Raw genomic sequence first — 21,568 nt, 5'->3', positions numbered from 1 at the left:
ACGCAGCGGTGGCCTCAATTGGAAGGCCCTCCGAAATAGGTGTGCACGCGGGCCGGAGTAACGACCGACGCCGCACCGGCAACCACAAAACTCGCCTGCTTTAACGTCCGGTGGCTCTCACGTCGTTGCGTGCTCTGCTGCAGCACGGCCTGCTTTGCTTGTGGGCCGAACGCGTTCTCCACTGCCTTCGAGACAGCACCGAGTCCCTGGTTGCCTTCGATGGCAGCCAGCAATCCGTCCAGGTCGGCCACGAACTTCTGTTGCCATTGAGAAAACGCTTGCTGGCGTTTCGACTCGTTCATGGAGGCAGCAAGGTTGTCAGACTGCGTGCACGGATTCATCAAAATCCAGATTTCCTTACCGGACTGAAGAATCTCCCGCTCAAACAGCTCCGGCAGGAGTTCCACGATGTCGAAGAACAAGTCCAGAGGACCATCGTGCGGCTTCGGCGCCAAGATGGCGTATGCCTTCGCGAACAAGCTCGTCAAAAACACCGAGGTCGGCGCAATGTCGGAACCTGCCTCCAGCTCTCCGAATGAAATGTTCCGGTGCACCTTCCCCAACTGGACGAACCTGCTCAGAAGACGGGCAAATACCTCGTCCGCCACCGGCAGTGGCACGAGGTCGGCCTTGCGTGCCTCCGCAAATTCCGCTGTCAGAGCCTCCGAAAGCCGAAAAACTGGCGACACCTCTGCAGCCACATCAAATCCCAGGCAGTATCCCTTCGGATTGGTAGAAAGGTAGTTCTTGCGCTCGCGGTCAGGGATGCGCCCGTGGTGCTCGCCATAAGGAAGCACATGCCGCGGGTCGTCAATGACTGGGGCAAAGTCGGCTTGCATGCCACCCGAGTAGATAAGCGTCACGCACCGCTCCCATCGCTCGATGCCAAGTCCATGCCGCTCGGCATAGCGCTTCAATACGACATACAAGTGCTCGAGCAACAGCGCCGCACCGCCGGGGCCGCCATATCTGACGAGTGCCGCCTTGGACAATCGCACCACCAGGTCAATGTCGAAGCCCTCGCGGTTCGCTTCCATAGGCCGGACGATGGTTCCCATTTGGCGGGAACCCTGTGCGTGTACCTGTTCCACTAACCCATCGAATTCAACGCAGTCGATGAGGTACTCGCCAGTCGCTTTATAGGCCCGCTCAAGCTCCTGGAGCTGTGTGACCGTGGGTTCGAAGGCCCTCGCAATGGCTTCCGCCAGGTACGTAAAGCGAGCCGACGCTGAGGCAGTGACTTTGCGAGTAGCGCGAGGGAAATAGCCGGTTCGGTTCATGGGGAGGTCTGGCTGTAAGGCTGTCGTTCAAAAAGGCGTCAGTTGCCCAGGTAGCGCTCGTAGACGCGTCCTGTGCGAACCGCAATCAAGCCTGCAATTAGCAACAGCATCGCCACTGCAAAGCCCAGCGCACTCTCCGGCATCCAGACGCTGAGGTAGCCGGGCAGCACATCTGACAGTGCGACCTCGGCTTGCATGCCGCCGCCCAGCCCTTTCACGGCCGATGCACCTGTGGTTGCTACCCGCCCTACGAGGCCAGCGACCACGAGGAAACCGCCTGCACGCACCAGCCCAGCCCCAAGCGTGACGAGGCGCCTTGGCTTGGCGATGAAGTAATCGGTCAGACGTTCGAGCATGGTCGGCCTACTTTTTTTCGCGCCGGACGCCCTTGAAAGGGGTCTTGTCCGACTTCACGTCCATGAAGCGCCCCGTCTGCGTATCACGCTTGACGTAGTGCCCCGAGGGCGTGATGGTCTGGCTGCGCTCGCATACAGCGCCGATTCGGTGCCCGTCGCCGGGCGGGTTGTTCTTTGCCATTGCGACCTCATATTTCATTTGAGTTTAGTATATCTAATCATTTTGATGATGTCGCAATATTTTTTTGTTGTCGTTATTTCACGTCATCTATGATGCGGAGATGGCAGAAAACCTTGACCGGCGAACGCAGCGCCTCGCTGACTTGACCAAGACACAGCGGGAGCGGCTGTCGCACATTGACTTCAAGCTGTACTTCCTGGGCGAGCTACGGCGAGCCGACGTTGTTGACCGCTTCGGCACCGGCCCCGCCGGCGCTACGCGGGACATTGCGCTCTATCGAGAAATCGCACCTGAAAACCTCGAACTGGACAGTTCCGATAAGGTCTACCGGCCGACCCCCGCGTTCAAACCGCTGTTCAAGCACAACCCTCGTCGAGTCCTTACTGCCCTGACGCAGGGCTACGGTGAAGGGTTGGGGGAGCTCCTAGGCGACGAGGCGCAACCCATGCTGAGGTGCGAGGTGCCGAACGCACTGAGCCTGCCGAAGATGTCGGTGCTGGCCCCCATTACTCGAGCCATCAACCGCGGCAAAGCTGTGCGCCTCGGCTACACGTCCATTGATAGCGGTCACACAGAACGCGAGCTGGTTCCTCTGGCGCTGGTAGACATCGGCATTCGCTGGCACGTCCGGGCCTTCGACCGGAGACGCAAGCAGTTCCGCGACTTCGTCTTCACGCGAATGGACGAACCTGTAGTTCTTGAGGACAGCTCCGTTCAGCGCGAAGAAACGGCTGAGTTCGATATGCAATGGAGCCGCATCATTGAACTGGAGCTAGTGCCCCACCCCGAGCATCCCAGCCCGGAAATCGTGAAAATGGATTACGAGTTCCCGGAGGAAGGCGTGCTTCGAGTCCGCGTCAGAGCGGCCAATGCCGGGTATATGCTTCGTCGCTGGTCCGTGGACTGTTCGTCGGACCACCACCTGCGTGGTCTTGAGTACGCCCTATGGCTGCGCGACCCGCTCGCGCTCTACGGGGCAAGCAACGCACTGCTGGCTCCAGGATATCAGGCCCCACGCTCAGACCGAGAAATCAAGGCTCTCTGAACGTACTACCGGCAAATCTCTCAATCCATCGAACTAATGCCAGCATTGCGCATCATGCCAACCAATGCCGAGCACCCGCCAATTTCCCTTACCCTCATTCTTGCCCCATCAACGACCCGCAGACCATGCCTCCAACCTCCAGGATCGTCCCCGCCGTCACGATCTCCAAAGGGGAGTGACCCGACAGCCGAGCCGTTGGTGTGGAGAGGGATCGATAGACCGCCCAGGCGTCTGCCCCTTCCGCGTGGGTCAGAACGACCAGGGTCAGCAAATACTGAGTAGGATTCAACTGCCAGTCAGGGATGCGATACCCCCGATCGCTCAAATGCAAAGCCAGTAGCCGGCCAGCATGGATGTCCCGGAGGATCTGCTCCTCAGACTTTTGTGCCAGAGCAGCGAATATCGACAGCGGAAGGTTGTCCGGGCATTCATAGATACTCCGTTGCTCGCTCTCTGACAGGCAGGATGCCCTCGTTGGTGGATTCGGTATGCAAGCCTGCACCCCGGCTTTGTTTTGCGCATGTCCTGCAGAGATGGTGATGGTCACTGTGGTACCGCCATCCAACTCGACCACATTGGTAGAAGCAGATCCGGCTTCTTTCCACTGGAGCAATTCTGCAGGTACGCCCCGCGCAGGCGCACGAGCAGCGTCCACATTACCCCGTTCCAACAGATCCAGGCGATCCGCCCAGTCCTGCATCATTCGGCGACGCTGTTCGATGTGCTCTGCATGGTTGTAGGCATCCTGGTCTCCTTGGGGAGTCGCATGCGACAGTTGAGCTGCCACCCAGGCACTCGGATATCCGAATTCATTCAGAGCGGTCGAGATGGTGGCTCGGATACCGTGTCCGGTCAGCAACCCGTCAAACCCAAGTGTCTTGAGACCTTGATTCAGGGTGCTTTCACTGATGGGTAGCCTAAGATCGCCGCGATGTGGCAGCAGGTAACGTTGAGCTGGGCGCATCGCATCCCACAACTGGCGGACGACCGCCATCGCCTGTGTTGACAAGGGCACCAAGTACGACGGGATGTCCTGGGGGCCAAGGCCTTCCTTGCGGATCTTGGCCTGCAGTTGCTTCACATGTACCGCCGGGATTGTCCAGAGCCCTTGAGTCAGATCAAACTGGTCTTGCGTTGCCTGCCTCAGCTCGCCAGTCCGAACACCTGTCAGCAGCAGCAGGTGAAGTCCCATTTGAACGGCCCTGGTTCCTCGATAGCTGTGTAGTGCCTGAAGCAGCTCCGGCAGATCCTCGATCTGCAAGAAAGGGTTGTGGGCAACCGGTGGTCTGGGAATGGCCGCCACGACCAGATCCCGTGCCGGGTTCTTGTCCAACCCGGGAACCTTGACCATGGCGAACCGGAAGAGTTGCCGGAACCATGAGCGGCATTTTTCGGCGGTGGTGAGTGCCTCGCGTTTCTCGATCCTGGACAGCACCTGCAGCAGGTCGGCCTGCGTGATCTCGTAGATCGACCGTTTGGCAAGGGCAGGCAGGATGTCCTTGCGGAAGATCCGCTGGATCTGTTCGAGTGTGCTTTGGCGCCCCGGTTGCAGGACAAGACTGCGGTGTGCGAGCCATTGATCGTAGACGCTCTGGAACAACCGATCTGCAGCCAAGTGCTTGACCAGGATCTCCTGCTGTCGATGCTTGAGTGGGTCGATTCCCTGTGCAACCAAGGTACGGGCGGCTTCGCAGCGACCGCGCGCCTCTTTCAGGCTGATCTCCGGGTACTTACCCAGCGCGATGCGTTTTTGTTTACCTACCCAGTAGTAGCGGAAATGCCAGCTCTTGCCGCCACCCGGCTTCACACACAAGCCCAGTCCGCGACCATCGGTGAGGGTGTAGACCCTGTCCTTGGGCCGGGCCTGCCGGACTGCGATGTCCGTGAGTGGCATGGCATTCCTCCTCTCGGGACGAAAGCTCGGTTCTTGGCCCGGTGGCCAGCGCAACCTCTATAAGTACTGCGCCGATGTGAGGCGGACGATGGCCTCAAAACGTGCCTTAAAAAGGCTGGCTGCAGATGGACGTCTCTAGAGCTCAGTGGACGGTCCAGAAACGAAAAAAGGAGCCAAAGCTCCTTTTCTCTGCACTCCATGGATCTCCGTGGATGTCTATGGACAAATACTTGGAGCGGGAAAACGGTCTCGAACCGTCGACCTCAACCTTGGCAAGGTTGCGCTCTACCAACTGAGCTATTCCCGCAAAACCTGACTTGCGCCAGATCTTTGAAACCTGGAGCGGGAAAACGGTCTCGAACCGTCGACCTCAACCTTGGCAAGGTTGCGCTCTACCAACTGAGCTATTCCCGCAAAAACCTGACTTGCGCCAGATCTTTGAAACCTGGAGCGGGAAAACGGTCTCGAACCGTCGACCTCAACCTTGGCAAGGTTGCGCTCTACCAACTGAGCTATTCCCGCTAATTTACCGAAGCCCTAGATTGTATAACCAAAGCTAGCAGCATGGAAAGGATTGTAGCGCAGAAATCCTAGAAAATTTTCTCCGAAACATGTTCTCTACCGGCAAAAGCACTCAGTGCTTCACCGCACGGGCCTTCTTGCTGGGTGTCTTGGCTGTAGCAAGCACCTCCTGCGTACCCGCCTCGGCCAGCTCATCCCCCGTAATGGGAGCCGGCAAATGTTCCAGCGCAATCTTCAACACCTCATCCACCCACCGCACCGGAGTGATGTTCAGGCCTTTTTTCACGTTCTCCGGGATATCCTGCAAGTCTTTGACGTTCTCTTGCGGGATCAATACGGTTTTGATGCCTCCGCGCAAGGCTGCCAACAGTTTTTCCTTGAGCCCTCCAATGGCGGTAACTTCCCCACGCAGGGTGATTTCCCCAGTCATTGCCACATCTGCCCTGACGGGAATGCCTGTCAGGGCAGACACCAAAGCAGTTGCCATGGCGGCACCTGCGCTCGGCCCGTCCTTCGGTGTCGCACCGTCCGGAACGTGGATGTGGACGTCTTTTTTCTCGAAAGCGCTGTCCTCAATTCCCAGCGAGCGGGCACGGCTCCGAACGACAGTACGGGCGGCTTCCACCGACTCCTTCATCACGTCACCCAAAGAGCCCGTGCGCAGGATATTGCCCTTGCCAGGCATCGTGGCGGCTTCGATCGTCAATAGATCACCGCCCACTTCGGTCCATGCCAAGCCTACGACCTGACCGATATGGTTCTGCTTTTCTGCCCTGCCAAAAGTGAACTTCTGCACGCCCAGGTATTCGCTCAGGTTGGCAGCCTTGACGGTGACCTTGGGTTTTAATTTTTTCAGCTGCAGACCCTTCACAACCTTACGGCAGATTTTGGAAAGTTCGCGCTCCAGCGAGCGCACCCCTGCTTCGCGGGTGTAGTAGCGCACGATGTCGCGGATGGCATCGTCCTTGACAAGCAGTTCATCCTCTTTGACGCCGTTGTTTTCCATTTGCTTGGGCAAAAGGTAGCGCTTGGCGATATTGAGTTTTTCGTCTTCGGTATACCCGGAAAGACGAATCACCTCCATGCGATCCAACAACGCCGAAGGAATGTTCAACGAATTGGAAGTGGCCACAAACATTACGTCACTCAAATCGAAGTCGACTTCGACATAGTGGTCGGAAAAAGCGTGGTTCTGCTCAGGATCGAGTACCTCCAGCAAGGCGCTGGACGGGTCACCACGGAAATCCATCCCCAGCTTGTCGATCTCGTCCAGCAAGAACAGGGGATTGCGAGTGCCGACCTTTTCCAGGCTTTGCAGAACCTTGCCGGGCATGGCCCCAATATAAGTACGCCGATGGCCGCGGATTTCCGCTTCATCGCGCATCCCTCCAAGAGCCATGCGCACGTACTTACGCCCGGTAGCCTTGGCAATGGATTGTCCCAAGGATGTTTTCCCGACGCCCGGCGGCCCGACCAGGCACAGAATCGGCGCCTTAACCTTATCCACACGCTGCTGCACGGCCAGATATTCGAGAATGCGGTCTTTCACGCGCTCCAGACCAAAATGGTCTGCATTCAGCACCTGCTCCGCACCGACCAGATCGTGTTTTATTTTTGTCTTCTTGCTCCACGGCAGGCCCGTCAGAACGTCGATGTAGTTGCGTACCACCGCTGCCTCGGCAGACATCGGGGACATGAGCTTGAGCTTCTTCAGCTCCCCTTCGGCTTTTTTGCGAGCAGCGGCAGGCATTCTGGCTGCGGTGATTTTCTTCTCCAACTCCTCCAGGTCTGCACCATCTTCACCTTCGCCCAACTCTTTCTGAATGGCCTTCACCTGCTCGTTCAAATAGAAATCTCGCTGGTTCTTTTCAATTTGGCGCTTGACGCGACCCCTGATTTTTTTATCAACGTTCAGGATTTCTACTTCCCGTTCAATCTGGTGCAGCAGGTTTTCCAGGCGCTCACGCACATCGGCCAAGTCCAGCACGGCTTGTTTGTGTTCCAGCTTGAACGGCAAATGTGCAGTGATCGTATCGGCCAAACGTCCAGCATCCTCAATGCTGGCAATCGAGGTCAGTATCTCGGAAGGAATCTTCTTGTTCAGCTTCACATACTGGTCAAACAGTTGCGAAACTGCACGGCGCAGCGCCTCGACCTCGTTCACCGACTGTGCTTCAGCAGGCGATTGGACTACTTGGCAATGCGCCCTGAAACAGTCATCCTGCTCCACCACTTCCGTGAGCAAGGCCCGCTGCTGCCCCTCGACCAACACCTTGACCGTACCATCGGGCAGTTTGAGCATCTGCAAAATAGTGGCCAAGCAGCCGACATCAAACAGGTCACCGATTTCCGGTTCGTCCTTGGCTGCCGTTTTTTGTGCAACCAGCAAAATCCGACGATCCGCCTCCATGGCCAATTCCAGTGCCTTGATGCTTTTGGCACGGCCAACAAACAGCGGAATGACCATATGGGGGAAAACCACCACATCACGCAACGGCAATAAAGGGATATTGAGGGCTGTGGAATGCCCGGCATCGGCTTGAGTCATGAAAATCCTCCATTGAACCGCGTGCCCTTAGGCAACACCGGTCATATCAATTCACTGTGCGCTCAATGCGCCATCAGGCTTTCTTCGCAACTTCACGGTAAACAAGCAGTGGCGGCTTGCCATCAACGATGGTGCCCTCTTCCACAACGACCTTGGCCACATTGTCTATATTGGGCAAATCAAACATGACACCCAACAAGGATTGCTCCAGAATAGAGCGTAATCCGCGTGCCCCGGTTTTTCGGGCAATGGCCTTCTTGGCAATGGCGGCCAATGCGGCCGGACGAACTTCCAATTCGACACCTTCCATCGACAGCAACTTGCTGTACTGCTTGATCAGGGCATTCTTGGGTTCGGTCAGAATCTTCACCAATGCCGGCTCATCCAGCTCGGCCAATGCGGTGACAACCGGCAAACGTCCCACCAATTCAGGGATCAGACCAAACTTGATCAGGTCTTCCGGCTCAATTTCCTGGAAAGTTTCAGAAAGCGAGCGGTTTTGCTTGCTCCGCACGGTAGCACCAAAACCAATTCCGGAGGTTTCCGTACGACCCTCAATCACTTTTTCCAGACCTTGGAATGCACCACCGCAAATAAACAGGATATTTGTTGTATCTACTTGCAGAAAATCCTGATTCGGGTGCTTACGGCCGCCTTGCGGGGGAATGCTGGCCATGGTGCCTTCAATCAACTTGAGCAAGGCCTGCTGCACCCCTTCGCCAGAAACGTCGCGGGTAATGCTGGGGTTATCGGACTTACGGGAAATCTTGTCGATTTCGTCGATATAGATAATTCCACGCTGGGCTTTCTCGACGTTGTATTCACAACTCTGCAAAAGCTTGCTGATGATGTTTTCAACATCCTCGCCCACATAACCTGCTTCCGTCAACGTCGTGGCGTCAGCCATGACAAAGGGCACATCCAGCTGACGAGCCAGGGTCTGCGCCAACAAAGTCTTGCCCGAACCAGTGGGGCCAATCAGCAAGATGTTGCTTTTGGCCAGTTCGACCTCGTCCTTGCCGGCCCCATCCTTATGATTGAGGCGCTTGTAATGGTTGTAAACCGCCACGGCCAGGGTACGTTTGGCTTGCTCCTGGCCAATGACGTAATTGTCCAGATTGTCCTTAATCTGCCCCGGTGTTGGCAGCCCAGCCTGGGGATCATCACGCCCACCCACTGCAGGGGCATCGTCATGGATGATGTCGTTGCACAGATCAATACATTCATCACAAATAAAAACCGATGGGCCAGAAACCAGCTTCTTCACCTCGTGCTGACTTTTGCCGCAAAAGGAACAATACAAATTTTTCTCGTTAGAGGTGCCTTTATTCTCGGCCATAGGTCTTCGGTGCCTTAACTACTCAAAGGAGGGGATGATAGCAATAGAAAAAACGGCGCCTCCCGAGTAGGGATAGCGCCGCAGCAGTGCAAGAACCGCCAACTTACGGACGCTTGTCGATCACCTGATCGACCAGACCGTATTCCTGGGCTTCCAGGGCCGACAGGAAGTAGTCGCGCTCGGTGTCGTGCTGGATCTTTTCCAGGGACTGTCCGGTGCGCTCTGCCAGAATTTTGTTCAACCGCTCGCGGGTCTTGAGGATTTCACGGGCATGGATTTCAATCTCCGTCGCCTGCCCCTGTGTGCCACCCAGCGGCTGGTGGATCATCACCTGGGCATTGGGCAGTGCAAAGCGCTTGCCCTTGGCCCCCGAGGCCAGCAGAAATGCCCCCATGCTGGCGGCCATGCCGCAGCACAGTGTGGAAACGTCCGGCTTGATGAAGTTCATGGTGTCAAAGATCGCCATGCCGGCGCTGACCGAACCACCAGGGCTGTTGATGTAGAAGGAAATGTCCTTCTCGGGGTTCTCGCTTTCAAGGAACAACAACTGGGCAACGACCAGGTTGGCCGTTTGATCGTTCACCGGCCCGACGAGGAAAATGACCCGTTCCTTGAGCAAACGCGAATAAATATCGTAAGAGCGCTCGCCACGACCCGACTGCTCGATGACCATGGGGATCATGCCCAAACCCTGTGTATCCAATGCGCTCATGTCTTCTCCAAATTTTCGCCAGTAAATGAAATGGGGCCTATGCCTCAAAGCACAAGCCCCTGAACCAGGCTAAAACAGCCCATATCCAACCAAGACGGTCAAGCCTGACCCATCAGCTCTTCAAAAGAAACCTGCTTGTCATTGATCTTGGCTTTGCCCAACACGAAGTCGGTAACGTTGTTTTCCACCACGATGGCTTCCACCTCAGCCAAGCGTTGGCGGTTGCCGAAGTACCAGCGCACCACCTCTTCAGGCTTCTCGTAGGAGGCAGCCAACTCGTCCACGTGGGCCTTGAGCTGCTCGGGTGTGGCTTCCAGGTTATTGGCCTTGACCAGCTCGGCCACCACCAGGCCCAGGCGCACACGACGCTCTGCCTGAGGCAGGAAGATGTCCAGAGGAATGTCGGCGCTGTCTGCATCCTTGATGCCGCGCTGTTTCAAATCGGCACGGGCACCTTCGAGCAGGCGCTGCACTTCAGCCTGCACCACAGCATTGGGCAAATCCAGCTCGGCCACGGAAATCAGGGCATCCATCACCGCCTGCTTGTTGCGAGCCTGCAGACGGAACTTCACCTCGCGTTCAAGGTTTTTCTTGATGTCGGCACGCAGGGCTTCAACCGTACCGGCTTCGATACCCAGGGACTTGACCAAGGCTTCATCCACTTCGGGCAGGTTGGCCGCTTCGATTTTCTTTACGGTCACGAGGAAGTCGGCGGTTTTGCCGGCAACGTCCTTGCCGTGGTAATCCTCGGGGAAAGCCAGGGGGAAGGTTTTGGATTCCCCAACCTTCATGCCGCGCACGGCATCCTCGAATTCCTTGAGCATCTGGCCTTCGCCCACCAGGAACTGGAAGTCATCGGCCTTGCCGCCAGCAAAGGGCTCGCCATCGATCTTGCCTTCGAAGTCCACGGTCACGCGGTCACCATCAATCGCGGCTTCCTCGGCCGGACGCTGGGCAAACGTACGGCGCTGCTTGCGCAGGATGTCCAGGGTCTTGTCAATGGCAGCTTCGTCCACTTCAGCGGAGAGCTTTTCCACTTCAGCGACAGTCAGATCGCCCAGGGTCACTTCGGGGAAGACTTCGAAGATGGCATCAAATTCGGCATGGCCTTCAGCAGCTGAACCTTCTTTTTCCGAGATACGGGGCTGACCGGCAACACGCAAACCGATTTCCTGCACGGCCTGGGCAAAAGCCTCGCCGACCTTGTCGTTAAGGACTTCGTATTGCACCGAGTAGCCATAGCGCTGGGCAACCACGCTCATCGGCACCTTGCCGGGACGAAAGCCGTCCATCTTGACGGTACGTGCCACTTTCTTCAGGCGGGCATCCACTTCCGATTGAATGCTCTGCAGCGGCAGACTCAAGGTGATCTTGCGCTCCAGTTTTTCCAGAGTTTCAACAGTTACAGCCATGGTGGTTCCTAAATCTTGGAGGAATAAAACCATGCCGGCTGCAAACCCCAGCTTGCACCGGCATCACAAAGTCTTTAGATGGTGCGCGGGGGGGGACTCGAACCCCCACACCATTGCTGGCGTCAGGACCTAAACCTGGTGCGTCTACCAATTTCGCCACCCGCGCCTCAGAAGGATGAAAGCATGTATTTCTACTGCTTTTTCCCACTGATCAACCGGCTATTCTAACTGGGAAAACAAAACGGCTTGGGTTGATACCATCATTTTTCATGCCCGGCTGCCGTTTCCGGACGCTGTACCCGGAACCAGGCCGCGTACATCGCCGGCAGCGTCAGCAGCGTCAGCACCGTGGCCAGAATCAGCCCCCCCATGATGGCCACGGCCATCGGCCCCCAGAATACGCTGCGCGACAGCGGAATCATGGCCAGCACGGCGGCGGCGGCGGTCAGGGCAATCGGGCGCAAACGCCGCACGGCGGCTTCGACAATGGCATCCCAGGTTGGCACGCCACAGGCGCGGTCGGTTTCGATCTGGTCGATCAGGATCACCGAGTTGCGCTGGATCATCCCCATCAGCGCCACCACCCCCAGCAGGGCGACGAAGCCGAAGGGGCGATCCAGCAGCAGCAGGGCGGCAGCCACCCCGGCGATACCCAGCGGCCCCGTCAGAAACACCAGCACGGCGCGGCTGAAGCTGTGCAGTTGCAGCATCAGCAGGGTAAAGACGAAGAACAGCATGACCGGCAGCCCTGCGGCAATGGCAACCGCCCCTTTGGCGCTTTCCTCCACTGCGCCGGCCACTTCGATGCGGTAGCCCTGCCTGCCTTCGGCCTGCCAGCGCTGCTCCATTGCCCGCAACTGCGGCAGCAGCGCGTTCGTCACCGTTGCGCCCTGCATGCCGGCACGCACATCGCCCTGCACGGTAATGGCGTATTCGCGCCCGTAGCGCCACAGCACGCCCGGCTCCCAGGTCAAGGCGGGCTGGGCGATCTGCGTCAGGGGAATGGCCCTGCCGGTTGCCGTGGGCACATACGCCTGCTCGACGTCGTCGATCCGGCTGCGCTCCTGCGCAGGCTGGCGCAGCATGATGTCAATGAGCTTGTCCCCCTCGCGGTACTGGCCGATCGTGGTGCCGCTGAACAAAATCTTGCTGGACTGGGCAATCGACTGGCTGCTCACGCCCAGGGCCCGGGCCTTGGTCTGGTCCACATCCATCTGCACGGCCTTGACGGACTCGTTCCAGTTGTCGTTCACGCCCCGCATGTCGGGATGCTCGCGCAGCACCTGCTTGACCTCATCGCCCAGCAAACGCAGTTGTTGCGGGTCGCTGCCCATGACCCGGAACTGCACCGGATACGGCACGGGCGGTCCGTTGGAGAGCAGCTTGACCCGCGCCCGCGCCTGCGGAAACTGCTGCGCCAGCGCCTGCGGCAATTGTTCCTGCAAGGCTTTGCGGGCCTTCAGGCCGGACGTCATCAACACGAATTGCGAGACATTGGGCTGCGGAAAGATCTGGTCCATCGGCAGGTAAAAGCGCGGCAGCCCGGAGCCGACCCAGGCTGTCACGCTCTCGACACCGGGCATGGCAGCGAATGCCGTTTCCATCTCCTGCACCACCGATTCGTTATAGGCCAGGGCCGTGCCCTCGGGGAACCACACGTCCACCATGATTTCCGGGCGGCTGGAGTCCGGGAAGAACTGCTGCTGCACCTGCGTCATGCCCACCAGTCCCAGCGCAAAGATCAGCGCGGTGGCGCCGATGGTGCGCCAGCGGTGTTCCACGCAGGAATACACCAGACGGCGGAAACGGTTGTAGAACGGCGTATCGAAAACCTCGTGCGGATGCGGTGCAAACCCTTCTGTCACATGTGGCGCACGCTCCTTCAAAAAGAGCATGCCCAGGTAGGGTACGAAATACACCGACGCCAGCCAGCTGAGTACCAGCGCGATCACCGTCACGGCAAAAATCGCAAAGGTGTATTCCCCCGTCATGGACTTGGCAATGCCGATGGGCAGGAAACCCGCCGCCGTGATCAGGGTGCCGGTCAGCATGGGGATGGCGGTGATCTCGTAGGCAAAGGTGGCCGAGCGCATCTTGTCATGCCCTTCCTCCATCTTGCGCACCATCATCTCCACGGCAATGATGGCGTCATCCACCAGCAGGCCCAGGGCGATGATGAGCGACCCCAGGGACACCTTGTGCAGCCCGATGTTCCAGTACCACATGGCCAGAAAGGTGGCCGCCAGCACCAGGGGAATCGTCACCCCCACCACCAGCCCCGGGCGCGGGTCGATGTACCAGCGCCGCCACCACACGGGCGCATCCTTGCGGGTATGCAGGCCCAGGCTGATGAAGCTCACCGCCAGCACCACCACCACGGCTTCGATCAGCACCTGGATAAACTCGTTCACCGAGGCCGACACGGCCTGGGGCTGGTCCTGCACGTTCTTCAGCTCCACCCCGGCGGGCAGACGGGCCGCAATCGCATCGGCAGCCTGGTGCAAGGCCTTGCCCAGGGCGATGATGTCGCCCCCCTTGGTCATGGAAACACCCAGAGCCACCACCTGCTGGCCCTGGAAGCGCACCTTGACCCGGGCCGGATCGGCATAGCCGCGCGTAACCTGGGCAATGTCGCCCAGCTGGAACTGCCGCCCGGTCGGGCCGCGCAGCGGCAAGGCCCGCAAATCCTCCACGGCATCGAATTGCCCGCCCACGCGCAACTGCACCTGCTCCAGGTCGGTGGTGATGACGCCCGCGCCCTCCACCGCATTTTGCTGGTTGAGCTGGCCGATGACCTGCTGCATGTCCAGCCCCATCTGGGCCAGGCGTTTCTGGGAAATCTCGACGTACAGCTTTTCGTCCTGCACGCCGAACAGTTCGACCTTGGCCACGTCCTTGACGCGCAGCAACTGCTGGCGCACGTCATCGGCCAGGTCTTTCAGTTCTGCCGGGGTGAAGCCGTCGCCGCTCAGGGCGTAGATCACGCCGTAGACATCGCCGAATTCATCGTTGAAAAACGGCCCCTGCACGCCCTGGGGCAGGGTGTAGCGGATGTCGCCGATCTTCTTGCGCACCGTGTACCACAACTGCTGCACATCCCCGGGGCGCGAGGTATCGCGCAGCTGGAAGATGACGTGCGACTCGCCGGGTTTGGAATAGCTGGAAATCTTGTCCGCGTAGGGCACCTCCTGCAGCACCCGCTCCACCTTGTCCGTCACCTGCTCGGCCATCTGCTGGGCCGTCGATCCTGGCCAGTAGGTACTCACCACCATCGCGCGGAAGGTGAATGGCGGGTCTTCGTCCTGGCCCAGCTGGAAGTAGGCCAGCGCCCCCAGCACCAGGATCACGACCATCAAATAGCGGGTCAGCGGAATATGTTCCAGCGCCCAGCGCGAGATATTGAAGCGCCGGCGGGGTTCCTCGGGCGCGGCGCTCATGGCTGCGCTCCTGCGCCCTTGGTCTGGCCCTTGCCCTGGTACACCGTGACTTTCTGCCCCTGCGCCAGCACATGGGTGCCGGCAGCCACCACCTGCTGGCCGGGCGTCAGCCCGCTGCGCACGATGAAGGCATTGCCCTGCACCGCACCCAGCTCCACCGGCTGGGCACGCACGGTGGAACTGTCTGCATCAAACAGCCACACCGCCGCCCCGCCCTGGGTCTGCTGCCAGACCGCGCTGGTCGGCAAGAGCAGCACGCTTGCAGCGGCATCCTGCGCAGCGCCCGCCGCTGCGGGCACGTGGACTTGCGCCGTCGCCCCCAGGGCAGGCGCCGGCTCGGACAGCGCCACCTTGGCCAGGAAGGTGCGCGTCACGGGGTCTGCGCTGGCCGCCACCTCCCGCACCGTACCGGGCAGCATCCGATCGCTGCCCCAAAGCTGCACCTGCACCGCCTGCCCCAGGGCCAGCTGGCCGCGCACGTCTTCCGGCACGGCAAACACGGCATCGCGGGGGCCATCCAGCGCCACCGTCACCACCGGGGTGCCGGCGGCCACCACCTGCCCAGGCTCGGCATGCACGCCCGTGACCACCCCGGCGGCCTCGGTGCGCAGCCGGGTATAGCCGCTTTGGTTGCCTTGCACCGTGGCCTGGGCCTGGGCCTGCTGCAACTGGGCCTGGGCCGCTTGCAGGCTGGCGCGGCGGCGGTCCAGCTCCACCGGGCTGATGAAGCCTTCGGACTGCAGGGCCGAAAAGCGCTGCCAGTCAGCCTGCGCCAAATCCCTTTGGGTTTGCGCGGCCTGCACCTGGGCCTGCGCTGCCTGTGCGCCCAGGGCGTAATCCTGGGCATCGAGCTGCGCCAGCACCTGGCCCGCCTGCACGGTCTGCCCCAGCTCCACGTTGCGCTGCAACAGCTTGCCCGCCACCCGAAAGCCCAGATGTGCCTCCGTGCGGGCGCGGATGTCTGCGGCATACACGCGCTGCGGCTGCGTGCCGTGCAACTGCACTTGCAGCAGCTTGACCGAGCGCACCGGCTCCGGCGCCACCGGCTGGCGCGAGCAGCCGCCGACCAGCAGACATAAGAAAACCGCTGCCGCCAGGGGGCGCAAGGGAGGTAAAAAATTCATGGCAACTCACATTTCAAAATCGCGCGGCAATCTAGGAGGCCCCGCCCGGCTTGTCAAGCGACAATGCGACAGTGAACACTCTAGCTTCTGCCCAGGCGCTGGCCGCCACCCATTACGAGAATTTTCCCGTCGCCTCCTGGCTCTGCCCGCCCCGGCTGCGCCCGCCGATTGCCGCCATCTATGCCTTTGCCCGCACCGCCGACGATCTGGCCGACGAGGGCGACGCCGCACCGGCCCAGCGCCTGGCCGACCTGGCCGCCTACCGCCAGGACCTGCACGCCTGCGCCCAGGGTTGGACCACGGGCCCCCGCTGGCGCAGCGTATTCCTGCCGCTGCAACAGGCCATCCACACCCACCAGTTGCCCGTGCCGCTGCTGGACGACCTGCTCAGCGCCTTTGTCCAGGACGTGCAAAAAACCGCCAGTAGCGCCGGCTACGCCGACCGCGCCGAACTGCTGGACTACTGCCGTCGCTCCGCCAACCCCGTGGGGCGCCTGCTGCTGCACCTGTACGGCATGGCAGACGCGCAGGCGCTGGAGCGCAGCGACGCCATCTGCACCGCCTTGCAGCTCATCAACTTCTGGCAAGACCTGAGCCAGGACCTGCCACGCGGGCGCTTCTACCTGACCGAGGCCGACTGCGCCCGCTTTGGCGTCACCCGCCAGGACTTGCTGGCCGGCGAAGTGACACCATCCATCCGGCACCTGATCGCCGACAGCGCCGACTGGGCCGACGCAACGATGCAGGCCGGCCTGCCGCTGGTTCACCAGCTCCCCGGCCGCATCGGCTGGGAGCTGCGACTGGTCGTGCAAGGCGGCCTGACCATCCTGCGCAAGCTGCGCACCCAGCAAGGCGGCAACCTGCACACCCGGCAAACCCTGAAAAAACGCGACTTCCCCCCCATGCTCTGGCAAGCCATCCAGATGTAGCCCCCCCTTGAAGCTGCGCAGCAAGCGAAAAGGCCCAGCCTCACAGCGCATCCGTCAGAGCGCAGCCCCAAGAACCGGCAAGCCGCATCCAGTCTGACCCGCCGTGGCTGCCCGAGCGCAGCGCCCAAAGGGCGCAAAGCGAGTTCCACGGCGCAAAGCTGCGCAGCACGCCTTCTTTGCCTCCTTTCTTGCGCGTGCAAGAAAGGAGGTCGCCCGCCGGGGCGAGTCCCGGCCAGCAGAACCAAAATCAAGCAAACAAGAATTAAGAATAGCTGCCACCGCTTGAAAACAAAGGAATTCAGATACAAAAACACCTGAAACCATTTATTCACCAGCGGAACCAGCTATTTTTTTATAGATACCCAGAGAAGCATCTGCACGATGCAGAACCGCCCTAACGCAACCACTCAAACAAAACCACCACCAACGGCATCGCCACCGCCGTAGCCACCCCATTCAACCCCATCGCCAGCGCCGCAAACGCCCCCATCGTCGGATGAATCTGCAAGCCCCGCGCCGTGCCGATGGCATGGGCCGTCAGCCCCAGCGCAAAGCCATGCACCGCCGGGTCGGTGATCCGCAGCAGCCGCATGCAGGCGACGCTCAGCATCACCCCGGCCACCCCCGTCACCGCCACGGCCACCGCTGCCAGCGACGGCTCCCCGCCGAAGCGCTCGGCCATCGGCAGCGCAATTGGAATGGTGGCGGACTTGGGCGCCAGGGACACCAGCGTCTCCCAACTCCCGCCCAGCGCCCAGCCGATGCCCATGGCGCCGACCAGCCCGACCACGCAGCCCACCAGCAGCGCCACCGAGATGGGCCGCCACAGCGCCACGATGCGCTGGCGCTGGCTGTATAGCGGCACGCCCAGCGCCACCGTGGCCGGGCCGATCAGAAAGGTGAGCCACTGCACCCCCTCGCGGTAGCGGGCATACGGCGTGCCGGTGGCCAGCAGCACCGCCACCACCAGCGCCACGGCGGTAAACACCGGCACCAGCAGCGGATGGAAGTTGCTGCGCTTGTAGACATGCACCCCCAGCAGGTAAGCGCCCACGGTCAGCGCCAGCCAGGGCAGGCTGCCCTGGCCCAGGACAGTCAGGAAACGCTCCATCACGGCTGCTCCGGGGTATCCGTGCCGGCCTGGGCCTGCTGCCCGGTGCGGGCCAGCATGTGCCGAAAGACCAGGGCGGTGACGACCAGCGTCAGCACCGCGCCGCCGATGCCCGAGGCGATGAACGGCAGCCACTCGCTGGCGATGCGCTCGAAGTGCAGCATCACGCCCGCCACGATGGGGATGAACAGCAGCATCATGTTCTGCAACAGCGCCCCGGCCGTCTGCTCCAGCTCCCTGGGCAAGCGCCCCAGCGCCAGCAGCCCCACCAGCAGCAGCAAAGCGCCCACCAGGGCGCCCGGCAGGGGCAGGCCCAGCAACTGCACCAGCACCTCCCCCACCCACTGCAACACGAACAAGGCCAGCACGGCATACAGCACAGGCATCCCCTTCAACTTGAAAAAGCAAAAAAAGGGCGCCAGTCTAGGCGGGCACGGACAGCGGCACAGGCAGCGCGGCCTAATCCGCAATCCCCGGCCCGGCTTCTGCTGCCTGCTTTCTAGGCAAGCCTGGCAGCGATTTGCAAAAACAATGGCTTATGCACACAAATCTGGAAAAATACCGAGTTATCCACAAAGTTGCACAGAGATTCCGGGGACAAACCCAGGGTTAGCCCCAGGTCAACACCCCCAGAAGTTCCAGCGGCCACGTCCCGCCGATAATCGGCCCTGCCTTTTTCAGGAAAACCGCATGACCATCACCACCGACAACACCCTGGGCACCAACGACCTTCTGGTCAGCCTGTGCAGCTCCGTCACCCGCGTCCTCAGCGTCGCCACCAACAGCCAGGTGCAGTATTCGGCGATGGTGCAGCGCATCAAGAAAACCTATCTCAAACCCGACATCGGCTGCTTCGTGCTGTTCGACGGCGGTTTTTCCGGGCTGGTCATCATCAATTTTTCCGCCGATGCGGCGATGGAGCTGTACCGCAGCTACCTGCTCAACATGGGCCTGAGCAAGGACGACCTGGCCAGCTCGCACACCTCGGACGAGGTGAGCAACGTCATGGGCGAGCTGATGAACCAGGTGGTGGGCGACTTCACCGGCAAGGTGCGCCGCGAAATGCAGACCCACATCACGCAGAACCAGCCCAAGATGCTGGTGCTGAACAAGCAGGTGCAGCTGAGCGTGGACGCCAACCTGGACAACCCCGAGGCGCGGCGCGTGACCTTCTACACCGCCGGCGGCAACATCTTCTACCTGGAGCTGGCCGTGGACAGCACCGAGTTCATCAAGCTGCACGACTTCGACGCCGCCGAAGAACTCGATCCCGACGCCATCATGGCGCAGGCCGGACAAGACAGCCCCGCCCCCAAGAACGCTGCCGCCGCCGGGGACGACGACGAAACCGCCGCCCTGCTCAAATCCCTTGGCATGTAAGTACCTGCCCCAGCAATGACGACTCCCGAAACCTACGTTCAGCAAAAAGCTGCTGCCTCGGGCAGCAGTTTTTATTACGCCTTCATGTTCCTGCCGCAGCCCAGGCGCCAGGCCATCACCGCCTTCTACGCCTTTTGCCGCGAAGTGGACGATGTCGTCGACGAGGTGCACGACGCCGAAGTCGCCACCCGCAAGCTGCAATGGTGGCGCCAGGAAGTGAGCGCCGCCTTCGCGGGCAACCCCAGCCATCCGGTGCTGCAGGCGCTGATGCCGCACACCGGCGCCTACGGCATCCAGGCGCAGCACCTGCACGCCATCATCGAAGGCTGCGAAATGGACCTGGCCTACAGCCGCTATACCGACTTTGCCGGGCTGCAACGCTACTGCCACCTGGTCGCCGGTGTCGTGGGCGAAGTCGCCGCCAAAATTTTCGGCCAGACGCAGCAGGCCACCACCGCCTACGCGCACCGGCTCGGGCTGGCCCTGCAACTGACCAACATCCTGCGCGACGTGGGCGAGGACGCCCTGCGCGGGCGCATCTACCTGCCGATTCAGGAGTTGCAGCGCTTCGACGTCAAGGCCAGCGAAATCCTCGACCGCCAGTACTCCGAACGCTTCATCGCGCTGATGCAGTTCCAGGCCGAACGCGCCCACCGGCTGTACGACGAGGCGCTGGCCCTGCTGCCCGCCGCCGACAAGCGCACGCAAAAGCCCGGGCTGATGATGGCCAGCATCTACCGCACCCTGCTGCGCGAGATCGAGGCCAGCCAGTTCCAGGTGCTGCACCAGCGCATCGGCCTGACGCCGCTGCGCAAGCTCTGGCTGGCCTGGAAGATGCAGGCCCTGGGCCGGATGTGAGCGTGCAGAAGGTTGCCGTCATCGGCGCAGGCTGGGCGGGCATGGCCGCCGCCGTCGCACATGCGCAAGCCGGGCGGCAGGTCACCGTGTTCGAGGCGGCCCGCACCGTAGGCGGCAGGGCGCGGGCCGTGCAGGCAACGCTGCCGGACGGTACGCCCGTCACGCTGGACAACGGCCAGCACATCCTCATCGGTGCCTATGCCGAGAGCCTGCGCCTGATGCGGCTGGTGGACGCGGATGCGGCCCTGCTGCGCCTGCCGCTGGCGCTGTGCTTTCCCGACGGGCAGGGTCTACAACTGCCCGACCTGCCCCCGCCGTGGGATGCCCTGCTGGGCATTGCCCGCGCCCGGGGCTGGGGCTGGCGCGACAAGCTGGCGCTGCTACGCGCGGCGGCGGCATGGCGGGTGGCGGGCTTTCGCTGCACGCCGCACGCTTCGGTGGCCGATGTGTGCGCCGCCCTCACGCCGCGCCTGCTGGCCGAGTTCATCGACCCGCTGTGCGTATCGGCCCTGAACACCCCGGCGCACGAGGCCAGCGGGCAGGTGTTTTTGCGCGTGCTGCGCGACAGCCTGTTCAGCGGGCGCGGCGGCTCCAACCTGCTGCTGCCGCGCACCGACCTGGGCGCGTTGTTCCCCCAGGCCGCCGCGCAGTGGCTGGCCCGCCAGGGCGGCAAGGTCGTCCCCGGCCAGCGCGTGCAACAACTCGTGCAGCGGGCAGAGGGTTGGCAGCTTGACGACAGCAGCGGCGGCACCTTCCACCACGTCACCCTCGCCTGCCCGCCGTGGGAGGCCAGCCGCCTCGTTGCGGACATCGCACCGCAGTGGAGCGCCGTGGCCGACGACCTGCGCTTTGGCGCCATCACCACCGTCTATGCCCACGCCAGCGGCGCATACCTGCCCCGGCCCATGCTGGCGCTGCGCAGCACGGCGCAGCACCCCGCGCAGTTCGTATTCGACCGGGGCCAACTCGACGGCATCCACGGGCTGCTGGCCTTCGTGGTCAGCACCAGCCAGGGCGACCGCGCCGAGGTGGAGCAACAGGTGCTGGCGCAGGCCGCCACGCAACTCGCCCTGCCGGCCTTGACGCTGGTGCAGACCGTGGTGGAAAAGCGTGCCACCTTCGCCTGCACGCCGGGGCTGCACAGGCCGCCGATGCGGGTGCTGCCGGGGCTGTCGGCCTGCGGCGACTATGTGGAAGGTCCCTACCCCGCCACGCTGGAAGGGGCGGTACTCAGCGGCACAGCCACCGCAGCCAACTACTAAAAGAATAGTTATTAGCGCTTTCCACATAAGGATTTCAGACCAAAAACACTAAGAACGTGTTTACGATCTCCTGAGTAGCAGTGCCAGAAACGCCAAGTGGACGAACTGCAAGCTGGTATTGAGCCAGCGCTCGCAGTTCTTCCATAGCCTGCGGTTCTTCTCCAGCCACGCAAAGCTG

At 61.2% G+C, this 21,568-nt stretch carries 17 protein-coding genes, 4 tRNA genes and 1 pseudogene; 5 read left to right on the top strand and 17 right to left on the bottom strand.

Features of this window, described 5'->3' with window-relative positions:
* Window positions 1–14: 14 nt before the first annotated feature.
* The 3 genes from ACFO3A_RS13845 to ACFO3A_RS13835 are packed head-to-tail and all read right to left on the bottom strand — an operon-like array spanning window position 15 to window position 1,817.
* Entirely contained in the window at window positions 15–1,280 is a 1,266-nt protein-coding gene (locus ACFO3A_RS13845; RefSeq protein WP_377727486.1) for a nucleotidyltransferase domain-containing protein, read from the bottom strand.
* Window positions 1,281–1,318: 38 nt separating this feature from the next.
* Window positions 1,319–1,636 carry a hypothetical protein gene (locus ACFO3A_RS13840; RefSeq protein ID WP_377727483.1) on the bottom strand — a complete coding sequence of 106 codons (318 nt, stop codon included), beginning with the start codon at window positions 1,634–1,636 and terminating at the stop codon, window positions 1,319–1,321.
* A gap of 7 nt (window positions 1,637–1,643) precedes the next feature.
* A complete protein-coding gene (locus ACFO3A_RS13835) occupies window positions 1,644–1,817 on the bottom strand; it encodes a hypothetical protein (RefSeq protein ID WP_377727481.1) in 174 nt (57 codons plus the stop codon).
* Between the two features lie 100 nt (window positions 1,818–1,917).
* On the opposite strand from ACFO3A_RS13835, the gene ACFO3A_RS13830 reads away from it, so the two are divergent.
* Window positions 1,918–2,862 (top strand): WYL domain-containing protein, encoded by a 945-nt coding sequence (locus ACFO3A_RS13830; RefSeq protein ID WP_377727479.1) that lies wholly within the window; start codon window positions 1,918–1,920, stop codon window positions 2,860–2,862.
* A gap of 94 nt (window positions 2,863–2,956) precedes the next feature.
* Here the strand turns inward: ACFO3A_RS13830 and ACFO3A_RS13825 are convergent, their stop codons facing one another.
* From ACFO3A_RS13825 to ACFO3A_RS13775, 11 genes are all read right to left on the bottom strand, one after another.
* A complete protein-coding gene (locus tag ACFO3A_RS13825) occupies window positions 2,957–4,756 on the bottom strand; it encodes a tyrosine-type recombinase/integrase (protein WP_377727477.1) in 1,800 nt (599 codons plus the stop codon).
* 231 nt (window positions 4,757–4,987) lie between these two features.
* A tRNA-Gly gene (locus ACFO3A_RS13820) sits at window positions 4,988–5,063 on the bottom strand.
* Window positions 5,064–5,094: 31 nt separating this feature from the next.
* Window positions 5,095–5,170: transfer RNA gene (locus ACFO3A_RS13815), tRNA-Gly, on the bottom strand.
* A gap of 32 nt (window positions 5,171–5,202) precedes the next feature.
* Window positions 5,203–5,278 (bottom strand) — tRNA-Gly (locus tag ACFO3A_RS13810).
* Between the two features lie 112 nt (window positions 5,279–5,390).
* Window positions 5,391–7,826, bottom strand: a complete 2,436-nt coding sequence (lon, locus tag ACFO3A_RS13805; protein ID WP_377727474.1) for an endopeptidase La — start codon at window positions 7,824–7,826, stop codon at window positions 5,391–5,393.
* A 73-nt stretch (window positions 7,827–7,899) separates the two neighbouring features.
* On the bottom strand, window positions 7,900–9,165 hold the full coding sequence (gene clpX, locus ACFO3A_RS13800; protein WP_377727471.1) for an ATP-dependent Clp protease ATP-binding subunit ClpX: 1,266 nt from the start codon (window positions 9,163–9,165) through the stop codon (window positions 7,900–7,902).
* A 103-nt stretch (window positions 9,166–9,268) separates the two neighbouring features.
* On the bottom strand, window positions 9,269–9,877 hold the full coding sequence (gene clpP / locus ACFO3A_RS13795) for an ATP-dependent Clp endopeptidase proteolytic subunit ClpP (RefSeq protein WP_377727468.1): 609 nt from the start codon (window positions 9,875–9,877) through the stop codon (window positions 9,269–9,271).
* Between the two features lie 98 nt (window positions 9,878–9,975).
* Entirely contained in the window at window positions 9,976–11,289 is a 1,314-nt protein-coding gene (gene tig / locus ACFO3A_RS13790; protein ID WP_377727465.1) for a trigger factor, read from the bottom strand.
* A gap of 79 nt (window positions 11,290–11,368) precedes the next feature.
* Window positions 11,369–11,455 (bottom strand) — tRNA-Leu (locus ACFO3A_RS13785).
* Between the two features lie 94 nt (window positions 11,456–11,549).
* Window positions 11,550–14,726, bottom strand: coding sequence for an efflux RND transporter permease subunit (locus tag ACFO3A_RS13780; protein ID WP_377727463.1), 3,177 nt, complete (start codon window positions 14,724–14,726; stop codon window positions 11,550–11,552).
* Window positions 14,723–15,850: an efflux RND transporter periplasmic adaptor subunit gene (locus tag ACFO3A_RS13775; RefSeq protein ID WP_377727461.1), complete on the bottom strand. Its 1,128-nt coding sequence runs from the start codon at window positions 15,848–15,850 to the stop codon at window positions 14,723–14,725. The genes ACFO3A_RS13780 and ACFO3A_RS13775 overlap by 4 nt, the downstream gene beginning before the upstream one ends.
* A 71-nt stretch (window positions 15,851–15,921) precedes the next feature.
* Here ACFO3A_RS13775 and hpnC point away from each other — a divergent pair, with 71 nt between their 5' ends.
* Entirely contained in the window at window positions 15,922–16,779 is an 858-nt protein-coding gene (gene hpnC, locus ACFO3A_RS13770; RefSeq protein ID WP_377727458.1) for a squalene synthase HpnC, read from the top strand.
* Window positions 16,780–17,173: 394 nt separating this feature from the next.
* Here hpnC and ACFO3A_RS13765 read toward each other — a convergent pair whose 3' ends face one another.
* Together ACFO3A_RS13765 and ACFO3A_RS13760 are read right to left on the bottom strand one after the other, a co-directional pair.
* Complete coding sequence (locus ACFO3A_RS13765) at window positions 17,174–17,890, bottom strand: LrgB family protein (protein WP_377727454.1); 717 nt, start codon at window positions 17,888–17,890, stop codon at window positions 17,174–17,176.
* A complete protein-coding gene (locus tag ACFO3A_RS13760) occupies window positions 17,890–18,270 on the bottom strand; it encodes a CidA/LrgA family protein (RefSeq protein ID WP_377727549.1) in 381 nt (126 codons plus the stop codon). Before ACFO3A_RS13760 ends, ACFO3A_RS13765 begins: the two co-directional genes overlap by 1 nt.
* 310 nt (window positions 18,271–18,580) lie before the next feature.
* Here ACFO3A_RS13760 and ACFO3A_RS13755 point away from each other — a divergent pair, with 310 nt between their 5' ends.
* The 3 genes from ACFO3A_RS13755 to hpnE are packed head-to-tail and all read left to right on the top strand — an operon-like array spanning window position 18,581 to window position 21,390.
* A complete protein-coding gene (locus ACFO3A_RS13755; RefSeq protein ID WP_377727450.1) occupies window positions 18,581–19,270 on the top strand; it encodes a DUF3334 family protein in 690 nt (229 codons plus the stop codon).
* A 15-nt stretch (window positions 19,271–19,285) separates the two neighbouring features.
* Window positions 19,286–20,128 carry a presqualene diphosphate synthase HpnD gene (hpnD, locus tag ACFO3A_RS13750; protein WP_377727448.1) on the top strand — a complete coding sequence of 281 codons (843 nt, stop codon included), beginning with the start codon at window positions 19,286–19,288 and terminating at the stop codon, window positions 20,126–20,128.
* Window positions 20,125–21,390 (top strand): hydroxysqualene dehydroxylase HpnE, encoded by a 1,266-nt coding sequence (gene hpnE, locus ACFO3A_RS13745; protein WP_377727446.1) that lies wholly within the window; start codon window positions 20,125–20,127, stop codon window positions 21,388–21,390. The genes hpnD and hpnE overlap by 4 nt, the downstream gene beginning before the upstream one ends.
* A gap of 60 nt (window positions 21,391–21,450) precedes the next feature.
* Here the strand turns inward: hpnE and ACFO3A_RS13740 are convergent.
* A pseudogene (locus tag ACFO3A_RS13740) lies at window positions 21,451–21,568 on the bottom strand (IS5/IS1182 family transposase); the annotation flags it as partial.

It is taken from the genome of Comamonas nitrativorans (assembly GCF_042654765.1).
In the GTDB taxonomy this organism is placed as follows: domain Bacteria; phylum Pseudomonadota; class Gammaproteobacteria; order Burkholderiales; family Burkholderiaceae_C; genus Comamonas; species Comamonas nitrativorans.
This window is presented reverse-complemented; position numbering and strand designations above follow the sequence as displayed.

Excerpts from the sequence above, each read along its gene's own strand:
- ACFO3A_RS13845 (WP_377727486.1), bottom strand. The coding sequence starts at position 1,280 with ATGAACCGAACCGGCTATTTCCCTCGCGCTACTCGCAAAGTCACTGCC.
- ACFO3A_RS13840 (WP_377727483.1), bottom strand. The coding sequence starts at position 1,636 with ATGCTCGAACGTCTGACCGATTACTTCATCGCCAAGCCAAGGCGCCTC.
- ACFO3A_RS13835 (WP_377727481.1), bottom strand. The coding sequence starts at position 1,817 with ATGGCAAAGAACAACCCGCCCGGCGACGGGCACCGAATCGGCGCTGTA.
- ACFO3A_RS13830 (WP_377727479.1), top strand. The coding sequence starts at position 1,918 with ATGGCAGAAAACCTTGACCGGCGAACGCAGCGCCTCGCTGACTTGACC.
- ACFO3A_RS13825 (WP_377727477.1), bottom strand. The coding sequence starts at position 4,756 with ATGCCACTCACGGACATCGCAGTCCGGCAGGCCCGGCCCAAGGACAGG.
- lon (WP_377727474.1), bottom strand. The coding sequence starts at position 7,826 with ATGACTCAAGCCGATGCCGGGCATTCCACAGCCCTCAATATCCCTTTA.
- clpX (WP_377727471.1), bottom strand. The coding sequence starts at position 9,165 with ATGGCCGAGAATAAAGGCACCTCTAACGAGAAAAATTTGTATTGTTCC.
- clpP (WP_377727468.1), bottom strand. The coding sequence starts at position 9,877 with ATGAGCGCATTGGATACACAGGGTTTGGGCATGATCCCCATGGTCATC.
- tig (WP_377727465.1), bottom strand. The coding sequence starts at position 11,289 with ATGGCTGTAACTGTTGAAACTCTGGAAAAACTGGAGCGCAAGATCACC.
- ACFO3A_RS13780 (WP_377727463.1), bottom strand. The coding sequence starts at position 14,726 with ATGAGCGCCGCGCCCGAGGAACCCCGCCGGCGCTTCAATATCTCGCGC.
- ACFO3A_RS13775 (WP_377727461.1), bottom strand. The coding sequence starts at position 15,850 with ATGAATTTTTTACCTCCCTTGCGCCCCCTGGCGGCAGCGGTTTTCTTA.
- ACFO3A_RS13765 (WP_377727454.1), bottom strand. The coding sequence starts at position 17,890 with ATGGAGCGTTTCCTGACTGTCCTGGGCCAGGGCAGCCTGCCCTGGCTG.
- ACFO3A_RS13755 (WP_377727450.1), top strand. The coding sequence starts at position 18,581 with ATGACCATCACCACCGACAACACCCTGGGCACCAACGACCTTCTGGTC.
- hpnD (WP_377727448.1), top strand. The coding sequence starts at position 19,286 with ATGACGACTCCCGAAACCTACGTTCAGCAAAAAGCTGCTGCCTCGGGC.